A 20985-nucleotide genomic window follows, 5' to 3' on the forward strand; every position below is an offset into this window, starting at 1 on the left:
TTAATTTGGGCGATCTTGATCGGCGTCTCCCTTAGTAATGTACCAGGTATGGTCATTAGCCGAAGGGATTTTCCCTTGCAGTTCTTTGGAAGTGTAAAGTGCCCCCATCATATAAGTTACGTCAAGATCGAGCGGTTGAAATCTCGTTGGAAGCACCCATTTGTCTGCATCATTTTTGAAAGCTCGCTTGAACCCAATCGTTTCGAGTCCCCAGGTCGTCATCGAAGAAAAACAATAAAAATCTACAAACAAAAGCATTTCTTGTTCGCAAATCCCCACTATCTGATTGGCGAGTTGCACCGCACTATCTTGATCTGCTGCGATAAATTCCACGATCCGACCAATCTTCACTTCAGGTTCGAGAATAGATTCAATCCGAATGACCAGAAGCCCTTTAAAATTACCGGATTGGTCTTCACAAGTAAAGATGCGATAATCAAATGTGGGATGATTGATATAGCGCCACTTAATAAATGCCGAATTACGTGAAAACCCAACATATTGTACAGACCATTGTGTGTGGAACTTATCCCAACGATCAGCATCGAACGAAGCAGTAACTCGATAGTTTGTTCGCTGTTGCCTCTTTCTTATCGTATCAAAATATCGAATGGCATGGGCATTTCCATTTAAAAGTCTTTGTGACGTTTGTTCATAATCATAAACTCCGATCCAGCGTGGAACATCAGGAATGACCTGATAACCTCCCATTCCTTTATAAAGCCGGGCGACATTCGAGTTAATACCTAAATTCAGAACAACCGCAGGATTATAACTCATCATGGCTCGCATTAACTTTAAACCAGCACCAGTATGTCGCTGCTCTGGAGCCACAATCCAATTAGTTGGCGCAAAGCCGAAATAATGTTTTCCATATAGATTAAAATCAAATGCCATCAATCCGAATAATCCAACGATCTCCTGACCCAGCCATGCTCCCAGAAAACCGTAATGCTTTTCACCAAAGACCCGCTGTACAACAGGGTTATCCCCAAACATATGATTCAGTAATCGCTCATCCCTGGATAAGATGTGGTTTTTGGCCCATAAATCGTTAAGTGCTTGCATTAATACAGCAGACTCATGTTTTTGAAAGAGACGAACGTCCAACCGAACCCACTTCCTTACTAAGTTAAGATTTATTTAACGATAACTACAGTTCCAGAAATATCACTGAGTGGGACAAGTTTAATCGGATGTTTTTTGCTAAACTCTTTCACTGCTTGCTTGACCCCAGAGAACCTAGTGCTGTTATAATCATGAACAAAAATGTAACCTCCAGGAGAAAGCCTAGGATAGAAATATTCGAGACCTGCTAATATAGGTTCATATAAATCCACATCTAAGCTGACAAATGCAAATTGTTCAGTTTCGAGACCGTCTGTCGTTTCTGGGAAGTAACCTTTTTTCACGACACATCTGGATGGATTTTTTATTTTATCCAAAACAAGTTGAATATTAGTATTCATAAACTCACCTTTTTTAGAGTTTGAAAAGCCTCCTTCTCTTTCCTTTGTTATATCTCTTTCATCAAATCCATTAAAAGTATCAAATAAATAGAATTGACGATCAGAAAAAGAGTTGCTTATATATTTGGCAAACTCTCCTTTAAAAACGCCTAATTCAGCAATTGCTCCAGCAATATTACGTATATTGATTTCTTCTGCGACATGACGAAGTACTGTTATACGAGAATCAAACATATGACTATGGTAGTAATCAATGATTTGCTCTTCATTGACATTACAGTCTTTTAAAAGCTGTTTCTTAACCTGTTGACCATGTAAATTAGCTATAACCACGTAATCGTAATCCAGAAAAGTAATCTGCTCAGGCTTAATGACAGGCTTGGAGAACATTGTCTTCCCCTGCTTTTGCGGATCATTATCAGCATAAGCAATAATCTCAAACTTATCAGTTAAAGATAAAGTTACTTGAAAGCCACCATCACCAGCTCCAAAAATCACAAGCTTTTCACCCATCTTTATTCCCCCATCTAACTATATGTCAGCTTAATTTTCAAGCTGCTGTCTCTTCATTTCAGCTTAAGGTATGCCGCAACAGTACAATAACCTCTTCCAATTCAGCATCTGTCATATTCGTATCAGAAGGAAGGCAAATTCCCTGCTCAAAGATTTTACCCGCGACATCTTCCCCTTCAATATGGGAGTAGTAATAACACTCCTCAAAAATTGGCTGCAAATGCAGTGGCTTCCATATCGGACGAGATTCGATATTGTTTGAGTCCAAAACATCAATGGCCTGTGCAGGTCTAACCTCGGTCTGCTGTGGATCGAGGAGCATCGTAGTCAGCCAATAGGTCGATCGCCCATAAGTCTGCTCCGCCAATATCGTCACACCAGAGATAGTTGCCAACTGCTTCGCATAATGCTGACGAATCTCTCGCTTGCGTGCAATGCGTTCTTCGAGAACCTCCATCTGTCCTCGCCCAATTCCTGCGAGTACATTACTCAGTCGATAATTGTAGCCGACCTCACTATGCTGATAGTGCTTAGCTTGATCTCTGGCTTGAGTCGCCAAGAAACGGGCTTTATTCAATGCCGCCTGATCCTCTGAAACCAGCATTCCACCACCAGATGTGGTAATAATCTTGTTTCCATTGAACGAAAAAATACCAAATCGTCCAAATGTACCACTCATTTTCCCTTTATACGAAGCCCCTAAAGATTCCGCAGCATCCTCGACAATCGGCACTTCATAATACTCACAAAGCCGAATTAATGGATCATAGTCTGCACTTTGGCCATACAAATTCACAACGATTACAGCTTTGGGTTTTTTACCTTTGTCTGCGTACTCTTTCATTGCACGCTCCAAAGCGATTGGAGACATGTTCCAGCTTTCAGGCTCCGAATCAATAAATACAGGAGTCGCCTTTTGGTACAGTATAGGGTTAGCGCTGGCAACAAAGGTTAACGAAGAACAAAATACGATATCGCCTTCTTGCACATTCAACAACAATAATGCCAAATGGATTGCCGCCGTACCTGAACTTAAAGCAACAGCCCCCGCACTTCCAACGTACTCCGCGACTTCCTTCTCAAAAGCATCGACATTCGGTCCCAAGGGGGCAACCCAATTTGTTATAAATGCATCTTTAACATATTGTTGTTCCAAACCGCTCATATGAGGAGAAGCTAAATAAATACGCTTATGCTCAGTCATCTGCTTTTCATTCCTTACTCTCTTGGAATTGTTTGATCACTTTAGCTGGACAGCCAACTGCCAGAACGCAGTCTGGGATATTACGAATTACACAGGCTCCCCCACCAATCACGGCATTTCTTCCAATCTTAACCTGTGGAATTAAACATGCAGCAATGCCAACATGTGTGGAGAAACCAATTTCAACTCCGCCCGCCAAATGAACACCTGGTGACAGATGAACGTAATCCTTTATACTGCAGTCGTGATCAACTGTCGCGGCCGTATTAATAATGACATGTCTACCTATAGTAGCATCAGCATTGACTACTGAGTTAGCCATAATTACGGTTCCTTCTCCAATGTGCGCATCAGCGCTGATCACGGCACTTGAATGTATCGCCTTTCCAAAACGAACATTTTTTTCTTCAAACAATGTAGTTATTTTTTTTCTCGCAGCATTCTGGCCAATGGCTATGATATATAATGAATTCGGATGCTGCCTGACAACCCGGTCGAATTGATCCAAACCGCCAAGAAGCGGAACACCCCTCCACTCTTCTTCAGACCAACGGTCATCCATAACCCCGATAATATCTTCACCGTTTGATCGCAGGTTATCCAATACTACTTTTCCATGTCCACCTGCCCCAAAGATAATATATCCCAGAAAAAATCCCCCCTCATGTTCCTACCAAGGCTAATGATACGGATTCCCCAGATCAATACGTTATTGTTTTTTGAATCAATTTTTCATTATTCTTTATTTTTTTAAGAATATCTACAATTAGTCGACTTGTATTATCCTTTGCATAGACATTTTTGGTTGAGGACACAACCTGCCGAAAATGAGGTGAAGTAGCTTCTTCCAGTGCCCTTTTAAGTGCTTCATCACTCTCATTAATGTCTATAACATTGGAAGAACGTTCCCTACGACCCTGACGTGTGCCGATATTGATAACAGGAATATGAAAGGAAGCCGCCTCAATGATTCCAGAGGATGAATTTCCAATTAGGACTTCAGCATTTTGCAACATGACCAGATAATCAAATGGCTCGAAATTGGTAACTAATTGAATCCTCTTTGTAGAGAATTGATTATAGACCCCTATAAGTCCATCCGATCCCGCATCGGAGTTAGGCATAATACATATAATATCGTATTCGCTATTTGCCAATACATTTAACATACTAGTTATCATCTGCAGATCCGTGGACTCCGTTGTAACAGGATGATAAGCGAATAAAATATAGCCTTTAGAATGAATATGGATACTGTATTTATCCATTGTTTTTTTGTGGTCTGGAAGAACAGTGTTCATCATCGTCTCAAGTCTTGGAGCACCTACGACATGAACTCTCCAAGGATCCTCACCCAATTTCAACAACCTTTCTTTACTTTGCACAGTGGCCACCAGATGAATATGAGCCAGTTTACTGATTGCATGGCGAACAGATTCATCTATCGTCCCCGTAACTTCCCCACCGTGTAGGTGCACAAGTGGAATGTTCATATGTGCAGCAACTACCGCTGCTGCAAGCATTTCTCCCCGGTCCCCCAATACGATCACTGTATCAGGCTGAATGGATTCCAGTGCCTGTGTCATCCCCAATATAGCCAATCCTATTGAACGGGACATGTTCCCATGCGTCGCACCTTGCAAGAGGCAATCCACCTGAGCAGATATTCGGAATCCATCCTGTCGTATTAGTTCAATGGTATTACCGAATTGAGGGGACAAATGCATTCCCGTTACAAGAAGATGCAGATCAAGCGTCTTTTCTTCTTCAATTGCTTTCAGAACAGGATAGTATATCCCATAATCGGCACGAGTCCCGGTAATAACAGTTATTTTTTTCATTGAAAGTCTTCCCTTGACAAGAGCTGATCCTCTTCCACATCTCTTGAAAGTACTTTACCAACAAAGTCGAAATAATACTTGGGTGGGATCCCTATTCCAGGACGCTTGATGACTATATCCTGTTCTTTTATTTGTTCACCAGCTTGCATAGCTCGCCCCGCTACAAGGCTCTTTCGGGCAACGGACTTTGTGCTTTCTTCGGACGGCATACAGCGTTTAACTCCATCCCCCATTGCTTGTTCAACTGTACGAATCGCCTTTACCAGAGCAGTAAATTCTTCTGGCACTAGGGAAGCCTTGTGATCTGGGCCAGGCAAAGTACGATCCAGGGTAAAGTGTTTTTCTATAATTTGTGCACCTACTGCTACAGCCGCAACAGAGACTTCGATACCCTTTGTATGGTCTGAATATCCAATAACTTTCTTAAACTCAACTGCCATAGTATTGATTGCAAGAAGATTCACATCCTCGACAGGAGCAGGGTAATCTGAGGTGCAGTGAAGCAAAGAAACATTACTTTTAGTAATAACCTCTAACGACTCCCTGATTTCGATCAACTCCGCCATTCCCGTTGAAAGAATAATGGGACGTCCATATTGATCAACCTTTTGGAGAAAAGGGATGTTATTCATATCTCCAGAGCCTATTTTAAACGCATCAACTTGGATGGAGTTTAGAAAGTCGGCGCTTTCCTCATCAAAAGGAGTGGATAAAAAGTCAATCTCTCTCTTGTCGCAATAACTTTTAATCTCTATAAAATCCGAATGACTTAGCTCAAGCTGCTGCAACATCTCCAATTGGCTCCCTGCTTCTCCGGTGTTTTCCATCTGATACTCCGCTTTTTGAGCATGCCTGGTTACTAGCTTCTTGCTGTTAAAAGTTTGGAATTTAACTGCATCTGCTCCACACAACACAGCTTGGTCTACACATTCGAGCGCTCGATCCAATGATCCATTATGATTGACTCCTACTTCAGCAATAATGTAAACGGACCCTCCGCTGATTCTTGATTGAAAATTGCTCATTTCGAATGTTTCCTCCTCTCACCATGTTTTTTGCAGCTATTTTGAGATTTGTATAAGAAATTCAGCCCATTTTAAATCGAGTTCGTTATCTATATCAACAGATCGTTCTTGAGGCATAAGATATCCACAATTATTCGAACCCGTCATCGTATTCTGAATCATTAACAAATCTCTTTCAACGATATATATTGCACCATTCAATACGTACAATTCCGATAAGTCCTGCCTCCTAAGATTATCAGTCTGTTCCTTCAAATAAGGCTCAAGCTTTCCAAAATTCCACTCTCTTAGTAGATAAGGATGATTATCAGCTATAGTAATACTCTGTAATGAATCTCCCTCATTATTTATGAATGTTTGATAAGCCTGATCAATATCATTAGCATTTCGCAACGGAGAAGTCGGTTGAAGCAACATAATATGTTCAAAGGGAGATTTCTTCTCCTGTTCATAATAATGGACGACATGCTTCAGAACATCAATGCTTGCAGCTTGGTCTGTTGCCAGCTCAACGGGGCGGATAAAAGGAACTTTAGCACCAGCCGACTTGGCAATACGGGCAATTTCTACGCTATCTGTAGAGACAACTACCTCATCAATATAATGACTGTTCATCGCTGCTTCAATCGTGTAATTAATTAATGGCTTGTGATCCAATAATCTTATATTTTTATGAAGCAAGCCCTTTGATCCTCCTCTTGCAGGGATCACAGCCAAACATCTGGTTGAGCCTTTCATATCAACACCTTGGAGAAACCTAATCCGTTTGCCTCAATAAGTTCCCTAATTTCAGATGTATGCATTTGCCTAGCTGTTTTTGAGGAATATTCCTCATGTATGGCTTTTTCGAATCCAGTGTAATAATGTTCTTGTGTGTTAAAAACGGACGGAATTATATACATTTGTCCGTTTTCCTGTGCTCTCTCTGATTCTTCCAGTGTCATAAGTTCCTCATATAATTTTTCTCCGGGGCGAATCCCCGTCTCAATGACTTTACCCAAGTAGCTTCTGCCTTCAGACTGTTCATAGGAATCAATCAGGCACTTGGCCAAGTCTGTAATTTTAAGGATCGGCATTTTCAATACAAACACCTCTCCACCTTGAGAATATTTCGCAGCATCAATTACCAGTTGAGCAGCCTGTGGGATAGACATCATAAAACGAGTCATGTCCGAATGTGTAACCGTTACAGGTCTCCCCTCTGCAATTTGATTTCTGAACAGCGGGATTACTGATCCCCTGGAACCCATTACATTACCAAACCGTACACATGCAAATATCGTCCTTTTGCTTCCTTTGTAAAAACCCGCTGCAGAAATCAACTTTTCAGACAACAATTTAGTAGCTCCCATGGTATTGGTTGGATTGACCACTTTATCCGTGCTTATAGCTATGACCTTCTCAACATTATGCTCGATGGCTGTTTCAATAATATTCTGTACACCAATAACATTGGTTTTTACCGCTTCCATGGGATTATACTCGCATGCAGGAACATGTTTTAATGCTGCTGCATGAAAAAGAAAGTCCACATCCTCCATGGCATACCCAAGTCTCTGTTTATCTCTTATATCCCCTATTAGATACCTGATATTACCATACTCTTTGAGTTCTTGTTGCAATTCAAATTGCTTACTTTCATCACGACTGAAAATTCGAATTGCTTTTGGTCGATAGGTTAATAGATTTCGTACAATCTCACTTCCAATAGACCCGGTGCCACCCGTAACCAGCACAACTTTATCGGTAAACATATATACAAACCTCCGGTTCAAAAGATTGATTAATTATGTTGTTTTTATGAACCTAGGCATCCATTATATTATGAATACTATCCATTCTTCTCCCACTTTCCAACAAAAGCTCTTCCAAGTGAGGAAGTTGTTCTTCCAGTTCCTCTAAAATTCCACCAAGGTATTCCCGTATATAACTTGCTTTGAGAATGATATTCTGTTCAACAACAATTGTAGGCAGCATCCGATCAAAACGTGCAAGCTGTAGTGGAATCAAAGATTCAAAAATTGGTGCAAACCATTCTCTGTTTACTATGCTTCCCCACTTTTCTTCTATATCGAATATCACATTATGACATTTTAATGGCTTAGTTCTACTAAGTCCTTCAACATTGTTTATCAATTTACGAAGGACTCTGATCTCTGGCTTTAAATGGACTACCTCTGTTGCTACGAGTTCTATCCTCGCCTTCACACTTGCGAATTGTTCATGGTTTATTGCTACTGGATGATCGTTCATCCAGTTTTCAATTACGTCTTTCTCTATCAATTCACCCTTAAGACCTTCATAAATTTCTTCTATAGCTTGGAAAGGAGCACCTTCAATGACAGCTCCAAGACGAGTCGAGTTATAGAAATCAATATGATCGAAGTACTTGATTAAACTTTCAATTGATTCCTTCATGGACATAAAGCTTGCGTCTGTCGAATTCATACCGCCCTGCACATTCTCAATTTGTCTAACAGCTCTTTGTAGCATTTCAACTTTAGTGTCCTGAGAAAAATGCTCCACCCCATCGCTATAGACCTTTAGTCCCGGGTAAGATAAATCCTGTCCAGCAAAGACAACCTGTGTTGCGCCCAAAAATATGGCAGTCTGAATTGCAGTTCCTGCAACACTTGGCGTAGGCAGCATTAAGAGATTGCTTTTGTTTATTTGCAGAAAGTATTGGGAAACTTGGTCATTTTCCATGATGCTATAAATTTTATTTTTCTCTTTTCGCTCAGAAATTCCATAATAAGACGATGAAGTGAATAACAACGTGGGCTGGAGGGTTTTTTCATTAGAGAAAATTTTATTATTTACTTCATGGCCATCCATGATAACACATAAATGAGGCTCAATTCCGTGTTTCACCAAAGCCTGTACACTCGAACCAGCTGCGATAATCAGTGCATGTTTTGAGATTTTCCTAATCCATTCTATATCTTCTGTTAAGGAAGGACCTGACGATACAATAATAGCCGTTTTCCCTTTAAAAGCTTCATACATTTTTTCGATAGATTGGGTTGTAAGTGACTCATGCAAATGATAAAGATAGTTTTGTGTCCACTCATTTCTAAAACGGTTTTCTACGTATTTATTGGAATGATAATCATTTTTGTAAACTAAAAACTCTTTTTTCACATCATGAAGTACTTCAATATGATCTTCCAAAAACTTACGTAATCCAATAAAAGCTAGTTTTTCTTGCATATAACTGCACAATAAATGAAACAACATTCTCAGTTGATCATCGCCAACAGAAATCCAATATAGATTAGGATGACTTAATAATAGGCTAATATCATATTCGGTCATAGCGCTATTGAAGGATGCTTCATCCGGTTCGTATACAAACAGCCACCGATCTGGAAACTCTTCTAAAAGATCAGCGATACTTAATCCCTGCCCAAAACCGTATACAAATACGATTTTTGATTCTTCTACCAGTTCCTTTACCGCCTGTAGCCATAACTCATCTTTGTCAAATCGCTCATATACAACTCTCTCTTGTCGTAATTTCGATGGATTGGCACTCTTCAATTTTTCTGATATATGCGGAAACCTGTGCTCCAATACTTCGAGATTAGCCTGATTCATAAATCATCCACCCATCTGCTTTTTCTTCATATTAATTATTATCGGCCTTTCTTTGTCAATAATGAAGCAAAATAGAAAAAGCATCGGTCTTTAACCGACGCTTTACTCTAACTATTTTCGATAATCTATAAAGACGCTGTCTGCAGAATACGATTGTTGATATGCAATCTGTTGAGACCGAATATTCCCCCGTTTTTCCAGCCATTCGGCTGCTTCATCTTTTATTTCCAACATTCTTTCAACGATAATTCTTTCCTCAATGATCAACTCATTAATCCTGGTTTTTATCTCATCTGTTATCAACGAGCGATAGGCCTCCATCTCGTTAACAATATATTCTCTTTGCTCAGCATAATCCAGCAATTGATCTTCATTCAATTCCGAAATATTCGCGATGGTGGAATGGGATAATTGACTATATTCATTAACGAAGATCTGTAATTTTTCTTGATCAGTCATAAAGCATATCCTGTTCCTAAAGATTTACTCGCTTCCACCCACGCATCTCTAAGTTCTTTTAAATGTTCCAATACCTCTTCCGCTGGATCGGTCTTTTTATTTACATTAGACTCAATTAATCGATGTAGCATATACTCATAGACAGCCACTAGATTGTTGGAAATAGAGTAATCATAGTTTAAGGATGATATAAGTTCGTGAACAATAGCTTGGGCCTTAATCAAATTACGATTTGCTACTTCATAATCCTTTTGTTTTATACCCTCAATACCAGCCTGAACAAAACGAATTGCCCCATCATATAACATAATTAGCAACTTAGGTTTTGAAGCGGTTTGAGCCTGAGTTTGCTGATACTTCTGGTATGGAGAATTAATCAATGTGCCGCCCTCCTTACATAAAACTGGACAAACTTGATGAGGTATTATTGTACTTATTAATAGCAGTTTCCATAGCAGTGAATTTTTTAAAATAGTTTGTTTCTTTCATGTTTAATCTTGCTGTGAAATCACTTATGCGGATATCAAGCAGCCTTAATGATTCCCCCATGCTACTACTTACATTAAATGAAGCAGTAAGTTCCGTACTAACTCTAGAAGTCCCAGCTGTATTTGCTAAACTATCTAATGTTTTATTCGATATTTTACGTAATCGGGAGAATACTCCATCAGAAGAATTATAATCGTTGTTGAGATATGAGGAAGAATAATTGTTTCCCAAGTAACTACTAACAATATCGGGATTCTCTTCAAGAGCGGCTCTCAACTTGTCAGTATCAAGAATTAATTTCCCCTTAGTTTCATATGTGCCTGTAGTAATACCGATGTGAGTCATGTTAATTTCACTTGTTGTCTTAGCCCCGTTTTCTAATGTTATGGGGCTGTCCAGCTTGACAGTCTGGACAAGTGCAGTACGCATTTGAGAAATGGTACCCTCTAAGATACTATCACGTTTTAGCATCCCGCTTTTAGCTTTATCTTCCCACAGTTTAACCTCATCATCAGACATATCACTTTTTTGGTCACTAGTTAATGGAGTATATTTTGAGTAACGTTCTTCATTGACTTTCCCATTCAAGAAAGACATAAGTTCGTTGTAAGAATCAACAAAACTTTGAACAGTCTCCACAATTTTATCAATATCTTTTGTAACTGCAACCCGTGTAGTTTCACCGTTACTCAACGTATTAAGTGTGATATCAACCCCATTTATGTTAAAACTATTTGATGCTTTAGTTACTTCAAGACCGTTGATTTTAACTTTCGCATCAACACCACCAGAAAGTTGACTGTTTAGCTTGAAAGCTGTAAAAACATCTCCATTAAGAGTAATGCTATTGGAATCAACACCTGTTGTTTTGCTAGAGATCGACATATTTCCTGTAGCGGAATCATATATTGCTGTTACACCAGCTTTGGTGTTAGCGTTAATTTTTTTCACGAAAGAATCCAAGGTCTCTGTTGCGCCATCAATCGCAATATCAACTCCATTAATTTGGACATTTAAAGTTCCACTACTTGCTACTCCTGATCCACTAATATCTGATAACAGCACCTTACCCCAATCGTTCTCCGAACCTCCCTTAGTTGGTACCGATGAAGACTTAGTAGAAGCAGCTTTGGCCAATTGTGTAACCTCTATTTCCATATTACCTACTGCAGATGTAGATGCCTTTACGGTTACTGCACTTGTATTGCCGCTAACCGAAGCTTTTTGAGCATTAAGAGAGGTTAACTTACTGAAAGTATCATTGATTTTATTTTGAGCAAATGTAACTAATTTCACACTAGTTTCACGATACCCCTCACGTTTCCATTCCATAAGTTGTTTGTTCTGATTAAGCTTGTTCAATGGTTGGCTTTCTGCCTGCATTAACTTTTTAACCATTGCATCAATATCCATACCGGATGCCAGACCAGAAATTCTAGTAACTGCCATTCTAAACCATCCTTTCACACTAAATTTTCTTATCAACCATTAAACCAGCAAATTCCATCATTTTTGCAGCAACATCTAAAATTTTTTCAGGCGGAACTTCACGAATGAGCTCTCCTGTTTCTTTATTCATAACTTTAATCATAACAGCATGTGTTTCTTTGTGAATGGAAAACTCAAGGGATCTTTGAGGTCCTTGAATCGCGTTTATAGCTTTATTAAGCTCTTCAATAGCCATCTCTTGGTTCTCAATTGTATTATTGGTTGTACGTCCGTTTCCTGAAAGAATTAAAGGAAAATCGGAAGAAGTAGCTTTTTCTTTTAAATCTTTCGTTGGGGAAACAGAGGTATGCGACAAAACACCCTTTGTCAATGGCACTGTCGATTTAACTGGCTCCATTTGAATCCTCCACAATTTTATATTATTTTTTTTTTATGACTAATTAATTCATTACTATATATATCGGCTAAAGACATGGGAACTTTTATGGTAAATTCAAAATAAAAAAAAGCCCTGTATAAGAAATACAGGACTTTAAAAAACATTCGAAAATTAACGAAGCAAGGACAGAACGCCTTGTGGAGCAGAGTTTGCTTGGGAAAGCATGGATTGAGAAGCTTGCAGCAAGATGTTGTTTTTGGACAAAGCAACCATTTCTTTAGCCATGTCAGTATCACGGATACGTGACTCGGATGCAGTCAGGTTTTCAACAGTTGTACCCAAGTTGTTGGAGGTATACTCCAGACGGTTTTGTACAGCACCCAGTTTAGCACGTTGTTTCGCAACAGTTTCAATTGCTTTTGTTGCGCTATCAAGCGATACACCCGACTTCAAGCCTTTGAAACCGGAAGTGCTAATACCACTAATTGTAATTTTAAAAGTACTATCATCCGCTTGAATAGATACATTGGAAGTGATTTTGATACCATTGAACTTTGTATTAGAAGTGATTGCATCAATTTGTGCGCCCAGTTGCCCAAGTTCCATTTTGATATTGGATTTGTCACTTGCTTGGTAGGTACCGTTAGAGCTTTGTACCAACAGTTCTTTCATACGAGTCAACATGGAGGATACTTCGTTCATTGCGCCCTCAGCTGTTTGTGCGAATGAGATACCGTCTTGAACGTTACGTTGAGCTTGCTCCAAACCACGGATTTGACCGCGCATTTTTTCGGAGATGGAGAGACCTGCAGCATCGTCAGCCGCACGGTTGATACGCAGACCGGAAGACAATTTCTCCATGTTTTTGCTTGCTGCAGAGTTGTTCAGACCCATATTACGGTGTGTGTTAACCGCTGGTAAGTTGTGATTGATAATCATTGTTTATTTCCTCCCTGAAATGGTTATATGCCCACATCCATGTGGTATTAGCGTCTTCACAGGTCGGCCGCCCTGAAGATTACCGCCTTAATATATATATCGACGACATGACATAATTTGTTTATAGCCATCTCAATTTTTTTTCTGTTTTTTTAACATCGTTCTAGGGAGGCACTTTTTTAAACGTTATTTAGTTAGCTCTCCCAAGTCTTTTATCGTTTTTTGCAATTCCTCTAGATTCATAGCCGCATTATGATTGTTTTGCTCAATCGCGTCGAGAACTTCCTTACGATAGATATCAATATCCCTTGGGGCTGCTATACCAAGTTTCACATTCTCCCCTTCTACAGATAGCACTGTCAATACGATATCATCTGATATGACAATAGATTCCCCTTTTTTGCGAGTAAGTACCAGCATCAGATACCACCGTCCTTATTGAGAAAACCTTCATTTCTCCATAATGCATGTTTTGTTTTGTATGATGTATTTTGCAGTACAATTTGCTTGCCCATTTTTTTGTGTGTATTAAACACAACGGGAGCCAATAAGTTAGCTGTTGCATGTCGAATCTCTTCATGCAACGTGACTATGCATCGAACCTGTATATCACTTGCATCTGTTACACCGAGATCTTCTACACTTTCAGGAGAAAGTTCGAACTCATATTCCGGGTCAAAATCAAATGGATTTACAGTCACAAAGGCCACTGAATGTTCTTCAACTGCACCAAACAAGCTAAATACTTCATCATGTTGCTGCAACTCAAATGATTTCAGTTCTTCAAAACCTAGGATTCCTTTCGGGAAAATGTATGTTTCTTTCACCAATTGCTCCTGTGGAGTCTCCGTTCTGTTATGTTGACTCATTATGTTCATCCTCCCCCAAATTCGTAAAAAAAGCTACGGACTACTTACTGTCCATAGCTTACAGTCTATACTGGATTAAAATCAAATGGTTACCTCATAAAGTCCATCAGCGATGGTTGCATGATTTGAGCAGAAGACTTCAACGCCGCTTCATAGATCGTCTGCGCGGAAGTAGCCTGAATCATAAGACTAGCCACATCGGCATCCTCTGTCTTGGATTGAAGAGTAGTAAAATTCAAATCTTGATCTTGTAACCTATTTTGTACCAATTCAATACGGTTGGTTCGTGCACCCACCTCTGAAAGACATGCTTGCATTTTGGTGGAACGCGACTCAATATTTTGTAATTGCTGTTGTACTGCAGTATTACTCCCGCTATTTAAGGCTGTTGAAAGATCATCAATAATTTTAAAGACATTATCGGTCTCGCCTTTATTACCAAAAAATTCGGAACCTGAAGTATTAATTTGAAAAGTAACCTGCTCACTAATAGAATACAGCACTCCTTGTGTATCTGTCTCTACATCCGCATAATCTGTCACTGTACCCGTTAATTCATAAGGGGCTTTGTCATACGTTTGACCATTGAAGATGAACTTTCCACGAATCTGCGTATTACCTATATCCACAAGGTGTTTCTTCAATTGTTCTACTTCAAGGTTAACAGCTTCAAGATCTGAGTCAGACAACGTTCCATTAGATCCTTGGACTGCCAGTTCTTTCAACCTTTTCATTACATCATTAGCTTGCTGCATATTTGAATCCGTCGCATCCAGCCAACTTACCGCTGCATCCGTATTAGATTGGTACTGCTCATTCGCCGCCAACTCTGCACGGTAACGGAGCGCGTAAGTCACACCAACGGGATCATCGGATGGTTTATTGATTTTGCGCCCTGTGGAAATCTGGTTGGACATGTTATCCATTCGGTTCAGGTTGCGGTTCAGGTTGCTAAGCATCTGAGTGCTCATCATTCCTGAGGTTACGCGAATAGCCATTATTGGTTCCCCCTTTCTACGTCTTAGCGACCGACTACACCGGTGCTGTTAATGAGTTTGTTCAGCAGTTCATCGTAAGCAGTCATAAAACGAGCAGCTGCACTATACGCGTGCTGAAACTTGATCAAGTTACTCATTTCTTCATCTAGCGATACTCCGCTTACCGATTGACGGTTCAAGTCAACCTGTTCAGTGAGGAGTTGAGCATTTTTTGCTTGACGGTTAGCTTCTTGGGTCTGTACACCAAGTTGTCCTACAATTGCGCCGAAAAAGTCATCTACCGTGGTTGGTTTGGACAATGCTGATCCAAAATCAAATTTCGCATCTTTTAAGCCAGCTAAAGCCAGCGCCAGGCTATTATTCCCCAGTACTACACTCTCACTTGTACCTGTTCCGGTCGTACGCATCGAAGTCGCGATGTTATTCGGATCATTTTGGATATCTTTACTTAATGTAATATTTCCAGCCGTGATCGTTCCTGAACCGTCTTTGGTTGTAAAAAAGTCCCCGCCCGCAGTTGGTGTATTACCACTAAGCGTATAACCCAGTTTATGAAGCCCATTAATCCCTTGAACCGTCACTTTCAAATCTGACGTTAACGTTCTATTGTTATTGGCATCTGAATAGGTCACATTGTTGAAAACCGTGCCGCTAGGCAATACGGATCCAGCAGGAATGGTAATCTCAATATCCCCGGTTGCGAGCGTATTCGCCAGTTGATTGATTTGATTACGATAGTCTGCTACATATTGATCACGGGAATGGATCATTCCGTAAACTTCGCCGCCAGTTAAAGTCCCCGCTTGATAGGCATTCTCTAGAATATCAGCCGTGACAGGAACCACCGCAGCTCCAGTGACCGCTACTTGACCTGCAATCGTTACCTGGTAGCCACTGTCCAGTTCTGTTATCTGAACGCCTGCAATCTTGGAAAGCTGGTCTACGGCATAATCACGTTGGTCACGCAAATCATTGGCATTGTCTCCGAGTTGCTCCACTTTTACGATGTTGTTGTTCAGATCCGCTATGGACTGCAAATATGAGTTGATCTCAGTGGTTTTTAACGAAACGTTATTGGTCAAATCACTAGTCAGTGCATCCAATTGGAGACTGATTTGATTTAAACCATCTGTTAACGCCAAAGTTGTCTCTTTCACAATTTTGCGGTTTGTAACATCCTGTGGATCTTGACTAAGATCGGACCAAGAGTTCCAGAAGTTATTCAGCACTGTGCGAATCCCCGTATCCGAAGGCTCATTCATGATGGTTTCAAGCTTTTCAAGTGTACTATTACGAATGGTCCATCCTCCAAGTGAGGTGTTCTCATTACGGAATTGCCCGTCCAAAAAAGATTCACGAACACGCATAATTGAGTTGAACTCCACACCCGTTCCAAGCTGACCTGGTGCTGTTGTACGGTAAAATGCCACTGCATCAATTGGATCTGCTGCCGTCATGTTGACAACTTGTCGTGAATAACCTGGTGTATTCGCATTGGCAACGTTATGTCCTGTTGTGTTCAAAGCGGCCGTTTGTGTGATCAGACTGCGTTTGGCCGTTTCAATTGAATGGAATGTTGAAGCCATGTTGTTTTTCCCCCATTATTAAGCCCGAGTATCAAAGAGTCCGGAGCGAGCCATACCATAAGGCTTCTCAGAAGGATTCTGATACGTAGCTTCTGATTCAGAATGAAATGACATTGTCTCAATAAAAAAGTCGATGTACGAGAGCGACTGCTTAATAAGCTGCTGATTGGCTTCATTAAGATGTTTCACCTTTTGCAACACATCTGTTAATGAAGTTTGAGCCTGAAGAAGCTTCTTTTTCTCGGCCGCATCAAAAACCAGTCTCGTCAACTCACTAATAGTCAGATTCAACTTGGACTTGATGCCACGCCCCTCCAGAAACTGGTGGACAGCCTGAAGTCTTTGCTGCTCGATCAACTCAATCCTTTTAAGAAGTTTGGATTCATGATTAATTAGAGAGATCAGTATATCAACTTTGTTGGCAACTACCGCTTCCTTCTTCCGCTCCCCCAGCTCAAACATATCCACATGTGCGGCTTCCAGCTGTTCAAGTACATCAATTATCGATTCAATTGCCATGTGTCCTCCTATTGATTAGGGAAGTTCTTAAAGTATGGAGCGAGCTTCTCGGCAAGCTTCTGGCTGTCTACTTGATAAGTTCCCGAATTTACCTGTTCTTTTAATTCTTGAATACGTTGTATACGTCCTGCATCCTGTGTACGACCTTGTTCCTCAAGCATCTTCATCGCCTCCGGAGAAATGGATACTTCGTCCTTACGGCGGCTCTTTTTGGCATCAGCCTGCTGATTGGATTCAACGTTCCTCTGATAGGAATTGATAGCACCAATTCTATTCGGTTCATTGATTTTCATACGAACTACACTTCCTTTACCTTAGGATTTTATTAGATTATAGAATTCAGACGTTTTCAGCCAAGCTGAAAAATTCTATAATCGCAAGAAAAACTACTGCTGAAATGCGGTCTGTCTCCCTTGAACATTCGTCGATCAATGTTTCTTCTTACATTATCTTTATGTTAACGAACAATTAGGATAATAAAAAAAACCGATAATCTTTAATAAGTTTATCGGTACGTTCCAAAACATTTGTTATAGCAAAAACTGTATTTAAGCCCTCGTTCCTATGAATCGCGCAGTTTGTCGACAGCATTGTAGGTTCGTCCGCCTATATTGCCGTTATCCTTCTGGCCTACCTCACGCGCTGCCCCAGCCAGGTCCTTCGTCAAGCGACTTCTACAAGAGTCGCACATATGCCCTTCGCGGATCAACGTTCCACATACTTCACAAGGATACATCATATTGGGGGCGTTTTCGATGGAAATCCGTCCCTCACGTATGAACTTGGTAATATTTTTAATTGAAACTTCTGTTGCATCGGATAATTCCTGTATATTAGTGCCTTTATTCTCGCGTAGATAGTCTACACAAGCTTGGTATTCCTTCTCAATTTCTTTGATACAGCTTGAACATACATCACGAAAATTTAACGCATATAATTTGCCGCAGCGAGGACAATTACCCAGATTCATTGCTAAAACGCCCCTCTCAAACTTCCTTTTCCGGATGGATAATAACTATACATTACCTTATTTTCTCTCATCAAGTCCATAGTCTATTACAAACAAAGCAAGGACTCAAAATGCATGTATGCGCAATCTTATAGATACTTAAACAAGTTATTTTGCAGAAATACACATTAATTAGTCTCAGCTAAAGAACTGATGAACATAAATTCAGGTATGTATTCGTGAATCAGTAAAACGATCCCCTATATATCAGACAGATAATCTAGTCAATATATGGATTCTTCAAACTTAAGATCTGGCCAACGTCAGCGTGTAAATCTCGATTGGAATATTCATGGAAGATCCAGCGTTCAGGATCACCTGTCCACATGCATCCAAGGTGCTACCCGTTGTGTAAATATCATCAATCACCAACAAGCGTAAGGGGGTTAAAGGCCAAGCTTGTGCCGTTGATCTGCTATGCGAAGATACTTCCTCCCCACTAGCGTATGAAATTGCTCGCTGTGTTTGCATGTCCTTTTGCTTGAGATAAGAAGTAGCCTTATAGAGATCAAACATCGCCTCCATTCCACCACGTTGCATTGTAAATGCATCCTGCATGGTCTGAAGGCGCTCGCCGCGTGTCTTGAAGCTTTGTTTGGTGGTGTTGATCCGACGCTGCAGCAGATCAACCACAGGTAGTCGGACGGCTGCGGCGAGTCCTGCAGCGAGCCGCTCGGCCTGGTTAAAGCCGCGCTCGGCCAGGCGTTCGTTGCTGACGGGGACATAGGTCACCGCGTCTGGCCGCCATCGCGGCTTATTGTGTTGAAGCAGCGACTGGCGGCTGCGCGGCGCTGCTCCGGGATAAGCGTGTGTGCAGCACGCGTATGAGCTATTATGCTGTGCGTGTGTCTGCGCGGGCGCAAACACGGTAGGCGAGTGAACGGGCTCGCTGATTGTTTTACGCGCAGCAGCTTCGTGGACGGGCGCGGCTGCTGCTTCGCGCCCGTCGGGTCGGTGAACGAGTGCGGTTGTTGACGCAATCGAGCCGGGTGGATGTGAGCTGGCATCCACATGGTACTGAGCAGGCGTGGCAGGATGAGCCGTGGGGGCGAGGGTTTCTTTTGCCAAAACAGGGTTGAATTCTTCACTCATGGCTTGGAAGGCTTGAACAATAAGAACAGTTAATAATGGCGCATAACGCTCGTGTCCTCTAAATTTATACATTCCAATCCATTCCTTCATAAGAGCGTTATACTGGACGGCGCTGCGGTTGCATATGAAAGAACGGTTTTGCATATGTGGGCGAACGCAGTCCGGGCAGCCGATCCCCCGACCACAACGCAGACAGCGGATGGAACGAATCCATGGAATTTGCTGCACACAGCGCGGACAGATGCCGGGATAGACTGGAGATAGTAACGCTCGGGTACCACAGGTTAGACAAGTTGCTCCCGGTGGGGCGAACAAGCCATGCAGACGATGGGTGAGATGGTGAAGATGGTCGGTCAGGTTAGTTAACCAGTTGGACATCGGACTGCAGCCTCCTTTCGTATTTATGGGTGTGATGGGGGATGGAGGTAGCCTTTGCGCCTTGCGATGGTGTTCATTTTTTGAATCTGTGCCACCGCTTTTACCTGGGAGCGCGTACGACGGGATGATGCGAAGACGACCCTTCCTGCCGGATCATCCATGGAGCGACCTGCTCTGCCCGCCATCTGTACCAGAGAAGCTTCATCGAAGAGACCGTTATCCGCATCCAAAATAAATACATCGCTGCGCGGAATGGTGACGCCCCGCTCCAGAATGGTGGTGGTCACGAGCAGACGGATCGACCGTTCACGAAAAGCAATAACTTTGCTCGCACGGTCCGGATCTTGGGATGATGTTCCTTCGATATGGATCTGCGGAAACAGGCGACGCATGAGCGTTACAAATGCCTCAATCTGAGCGATTCGTGTCACAAATACAAATACCTGAGCTTCTCGTTGCAAGGAGGTCTGGATGCTCTTTGTAAGAGAAGCGGGCAGTTCGCGCTTCCGAATACATTCGGCGACTGTGGGCATCTTCAACAAACGTGGCACGGGCAAAGGATAGCGGTGGAAGCGTACCGGAACTCTGGCGTAATTGAGTTTCCCTCGTGCCGCTTCCCGCTGCAGTCGGGCTGGTGGCGTAGCAGACAAGTACACAAAATGGCCATCAGGCTTGCACGAGGACGCCGCCGCATGAGCAAGCATGGGATCATTATGGTAGGGAAACGCGTCGAGCTCATCGATGATGACCAGATCGAACGCCTGATAAAAACGCATTAACTGGTGTGTGGTCGCGAGTGTGAGCTGCGCGTCTTTCCAGCGCTCGGTGCTGCCTCCGTATAGCGTAGCGAGCGAGATGTCGGGGAATGCTTTCGCCAGGCGAGGAGCCAGCTCCAGCACGACGTCCCGGCGCGGCGTAGCGACAAGCGCATGTCCACCCCGCTCCAATATGTATTGGAGCAACGGGAATATCATCTCGGTTTTGCCGGCCCCGGTCACGGCCCACAGCAAAAACCGCCCCGGCCCATCCCCTGCGGATGACCGGGCCAAAAACGCCAGCGCCGCGGCAGCCGCCGCGCTCTGCGCCGGGCTCAGCCCCCACCGGGCAAGTCCGCCCTCGGTGGGGCCAACGGCCGTGCCACGCGGTGCATCGCCGCGCGGCACGGCCCAT

Annotated in this window: 23 protein-coding genes; all 23 read right to left on the reverse strand. The window is 42.1% G+C overall.

Annotation, left to right across the window (positions count from 1 at the left end):
• Positions 1-1110, reverse strand: a complete 1110-nt coding sequence (locus PPA03S_RS30665) for a GNAT family N-acetyltransferase (protein WP_062329722.1) — start codon at positions 1108-1110, stop codon at positions 1-3.
• 29 nt (positions 1111-1139) lie between these two features.
• Positions 1140-1982, reverse strand: a complete 843-nt coding sequence (locus PPA03S_RS30670) for a TylF/MycF/NovP-related O-methyltransferase (RefSeq protein WP_062329724.1) — start codon at positions 1980-1982, stop codon at positions 1140-1142.
• 58 nt (positions 1983-2040) lie between these two features.
• Positions 2041-3186: an aminotransferase class I/II-fold pyridoxal phosphate-dependent enzyme gene (locus tag PPA03S_RS30675; RefSeq protein ID WP_062329726.1), complete on the reverse strand. Its 1146-nt coding sequence runs from the start codon at positions 3184-3186 to the stop codon at positions 2041-2043.
• A 7-nt stretch (positions 3187-3193) separates the two neighbouring features.
• Positions 3194-3835, reverse strand: a complete 642-nt coding sequence (locus PPA03S_RS30680) for an acetyltransferase (protein ID WP_062329727.1) — start codon at positions 3833-3835, stop codon at positions 3194-3196.
• A gap of 52 nt (positions 3836-3887) precedes the next feature.
• On the reverse strand, positions 3888-5027 hold the full coding sequence (gene neuC, locus PPA03S_RS30685) for a UDP-N-acetylglucosamine 2-epimerase (RefSeq protein WP_062329730.1): 1140 nt from the start codon (positions 5025-5027) through the stop codon (positions 3888-3890).
• A complete protein-coding gene (gene neuB / locus PPA03S_RS30690) occupies positions 5024-6052 on the reverse strand; it encodes an N-acetylneuraminate synthase (RefSeq protein ID WP_062329732.1) in 1029 nt (342 codons plus the stop codon). Before neuB ends, neuC begins: the two co-directional genes overlap by 4 nt.
• A gap of 36 nt (positions 6053-6088) precedes the next feature.
• Positions 6089-6790, reverse strand: coding sequence for an acylneuraminate cytidylyltransferase family protein (locus PPA03S_RS30695; protein ID WP_062329734.1), 702 nt, complete (start codon positions 6788-6790; stop codon positions 6089-6091).
• Positions 6787-7806 carry a UDP-N-acetylglucosamine 4,6-dehydratase family protein gene (locus tag PPA03S_RS30700; protein WP_062329736.1) on the reverse strand — a complete coding sequence of 340 codons (1020 nt, stop codon included), beginning with the start codon at positions 7804-7806 and terminating at the stop codon, positions 6787-6789. The genes PPA03S_RS30695 and PPA03S_RS30700 overlap by 4 nt, the downstream gene beginning before the upstream one ends.
• Before the next feature lie 52 nt (positions 7807-7858).
• Positions 7859-9649 carry a motility associated factor glycosyltransferase family protein gene (locus PPA03S_RS30705; RefSeq protein WP_062329738.1) on the reverse strand — a complete coding sequence of 597 codons (1791 nt, stop codon included), beginning with the start codon at positions 9647-9649 and terminating at the stop codon, positions 7859-7861.
• Positions 9650-9760: 111 nt separating this feature from the next.
• Complete coding sequence (locus PPA03S_RS30710) at positions 9761-10108, reverse strand: hypothetical protein (protein ID WP_062329740.1); 348 nt, start codon at positions 10106-10108, stop codon at positions 9761-9763.
• Positions 10105-10488: a flagellar export chaperone FliS gene (gene fliS / locus PPA03S_RS30715; protein ID WP_062329741.1), complete on the reverse strand. Its 384-nt coding sequence runs from the start codon at positions 10486-10488 to the stop codon at positions 10105-10107. Before fliS ends, PPA03S_RS30710 begins: the two co-directional genes overlap by 4 nt.
• A gap of 13 nt (positions 10489-10501) precedes the next feature.
• Positions 10502-12046, reverse strand: a complete 1545-nt coding sequence (gene fliD / locus PPA03S_RS30720) for a flagellar filament capping protein FliD (RefSeq protein ID WP_062329742.1) — start codon at positions 12044-12046, stop codon at positions 10502-10504.
• A 19-nt stretch (positions 12047-12065) separates the two neighbouring features.
• Positions 12066-12443 carry a flagellar protein FlaG gene (locus PPA03S_RS30725; RefSeq protein WP_062329744.1) on the reverse strand — a complete coding sequence of 126 codons (378 nt, stop codon included), beginning with the start codon at positions 12441-12443 and terminating at the stop codon, positions 12066-12068.
• 153 nt (positions 12444-12596) lie between these two features.
• The gene (locus PPA03S_RS30730) at positions 12597-13364 is read right to left on the reverse strand and encodes a flagellin N-terminal helical domain-containing protein (RefSeq protein WP_062329746.1); all 768 of its coding nucleotides are present in this window, start codon (positions 13362-13364) and stop codon (positions 12597-12599) included.
• Positions 13365-13550: 186 nt separating this feature from the next.
• Positions 13551-13784 (reverse strand): carbon storage regulator CsrA, encoded by a 234-nt coding sequence (gene csrA / locus PPA03S_RS30735; protein ID WP_062329748.1) that lies wholly within the window; start codon positions 13782-13784, stop codon positions 13551-13553.
• Positions 13784-14233: a flagellar assembly protein FliW gene (gene fliW, locus PPA03S_RS30740; protein ID WP_062329750.1), complete on the reverse strand. Its 450-nt coding sequence runs from the start codon at positions 14231-14233 to the stop codon at positions 13784-13786. The genes csrA and fliW overlap by 1 nt, the downstream gene beginning before the upstream one ends.
• Before the next feature lie 89 nt (positions 14234-14322).
• Complete coding sequence (flgL, locus tag PPA03S_RS30745) at positions 14323-15231, reverse strand: flagellar hook-associated protein FlgL (RefSeq protein WP_062329752.1); 909 nt, start codon at positions 15229-15231, stop codon at positions 14323-14325.
• Positions 15232-15254: 23 nt separating this feature from the next.
• Positions 15255-16817: a flagellar hook-associated protein FlgK gene (gene flgK, locus PPA03S_RS30750; protein WP_062329753.1), complete on the reverse strand. Its 1563-nt coding sequence runs from the start codon at positions 16815-16817 to the stop codon at positions 15255-15257.
• An 18-nt stretch (positions 16818-16835) separates the two neighbouring features.
• Positions 16836-17336 (reverse strand): flagellar protein FlgN, encoded by a 501-nt coding sequence (locus tag PPA03S_RS30755; protein WP_062329755.1) that lies wholly within the window; start codon positions 17334-17336, stop codon positions 16836-16838.
• Positions 17337-17344: 8 nt separating this feature from the next.
• Positions 17345-17629, reverse strand: a complete 285-nt coding sequence (gene flgM / locus PPA03S_RS30760; RefSeq protein WP_062329757.1) for a flagellar biosynthesis anti-sigma factor FlgM — start codon at positions 17627-17629, stop codon at positions 17345-17347.
• A 269-nt stretch (positions 17630-17898) separates the two neighbouring features.
• On the reverse strand, positions 17899-18306 hold the full coding sequence (locus tag PPA03S_RS30765) for a TIGR03826 family flagellar region protein (protein ID WP_062329759.1): 408 nt from the start codon (positions 18304-18306) through the stop codon (positions 17899-17901).
• A 285-nt stretch (positions 18307-18591) separates the two neighbouring features.
• Entirely contained in the window at positions 18592-19527 is a 936-nt protein-coding gene (locus PPA03S_RS30770; RefSeq protein ID WP_167666125.1) for a ComF family protein, read from the reverse strand.
• 311 nt (positions 19528-19838) lie between these two features.
• On the reverse strand, positions 19839-20978 hold the full coding sequence (locus PPA03S_RS30775; RefSeq protein WP_082704371.1) for a helicase-related protein: 1140 nt from the start codon (positions 20976-20978) through the stop codon (positions 19839-19841).
• Between the last annotated feature and the right edge of the window lie 7 nt (positions 20979-20985).

The organism is Paenibacillus pabuli NBRC 13638 (genome assembly GCF_001514495.1).
Classification (GTDB): domain Bacteria; phylum Bacillota; class Bacilli; order Paenibacillales; family Paenibacillaceae; genus Paenibacillus; species Paenibacillus pabuli.

Excerpts from the sequence above, each read along its gene's own strand:
- neuB (WP_062329732.1), bottom strand. The coding sequence starts at position 6,052 with ATGAGCAATTTTCAATCAAGAATCAGCGGAGGGTCCGTTTACATTATT.
- PPA03S_RS30755 (WP_062329755.1), bottom strand. The coding sequence starts at position 17,336 with ATGGCAATTGAATCGATAATTGATGTACTTGAACAGCTGGAAGCCGCA.
- PPA03S_RS30710 (WP_062329740.1), bottom strand. The coding sequence starts at position 10,108 with ATGACTGATCAAGAAAAATTACAGATCTTCGTTAATGAATATAGTCAA.
- PPA03S_RS30770 (WP_167666125.1), bottom strand. The coding sequence starts at position 19,527 with ATGAAGGAATGGATTGGAATGTATAAATTTAGAGGACACGAGCGTTAT.
- PPA03S_RS30675 (WP_062329726.1), bottom strand. The coding sequence starts at position 3,186 with ATGACTGAGCATAAGCGTATTTATTTAGCTTCTCCTCATATGAGCGGT.
- fliD (WP_062329742.1), bottom strand. The coding sequence starts at position 12,046 with ATGGCAGTTACTAGAATTTCTGGTCTGGCATCCGGTATGGATATTGAT.
- PPA03S_RS30705 (WP_062329738.1), bottom strand. The coding sequence starts at position 9,649 with ATGAATCAGGCTAATCTCGAAGTATTGGAGCACAGGTTTCCGCATATA.
- flgM (WP_062329757.1), bottom strand. The coding sequence starts at position 17,629 with ATGAAAATCAATGAACCGAATAGAATTGGTGCTATCAATTCCTATCAG.
- flgL (WP_062329752.1), bottom strand. The coding sequence starts at position 15,231 with ATGGCTATTCGCGTAACCTCAGGAATGATGAGCACTCAGATGCTTAGC.
- PPA03S_RS30695 (WP_062329734.1), bottom strand. The coding sequence starts at position 6,790 with ATGAAAGGCTCAACCAGATGTTTGGCTGTGATCCCTGCAAGAGGAGGA.
- flgK (WP_062329753.1), bottom strand. The coding sequence starts at position 16,817 with ATGGCTTCAACATTCCATTCAATTGAAACGGCCAAACGCAGTCTGATC.
- PPA03S_RS30725 (WP_062329744.1), bottom strand. The coding sequence starts at position 12,443 with ATGGAGCCAGTTAAATCGACAGTGCCATTGACAAAGGGTGTTTTGTCG.
- PPA03S_RS30700 (WP_062329736.1), bottom strand. The coding sequence starts at position 7,806 with ATGTTTACCGATAAAGTTGTGCTGGTTACGGGTGGCACCGGGTCTATT.
- neuC (WP_062329730.1), bottom strand. The coding sequence starts at position 5,027 with ATGAAAAAAATAACTGTTATTACCGGGACTCGTGCCGATTATGGGATA.
- fliW (WP_062329750.1), bottom strand. The coding sequence starts at position 14,233 with ATGAGTCAACATAACAGAACGGAGACTCCACAGGAGCAATTGGTGAAA.
- PPA03S_RS30730 (WP_062329746.1), bottom strand. The coding sequence starts at position 13,364 with ATGATTATCAATCACAACTTACCAGCGGTTAACACACACCGTAATATG.
- PPA03S_RS30670 (WP_062329724.1), bottom strand. The coding sequence starts at position 1,982 with ATGGGTGAAAAGCTTGTGATTTTTGGAGCTGGTGATGGTGGCTTTCAA.
- PPA03S_RS30765 (WP_062329759.1), bottom strand. The coding sequence starts at position 18,306 with ATGAATCTGGGTAATTGTCCTCGCTGCGGCAAATTATATGCGTTAAAT.
- csrA (WP_062329748.1), bottom strand. The coding sequence starts at position 13,784 with ATGCTGGTACTTACTCGCAAAAAAGGGGAATCTATTGTCATATCAGAT.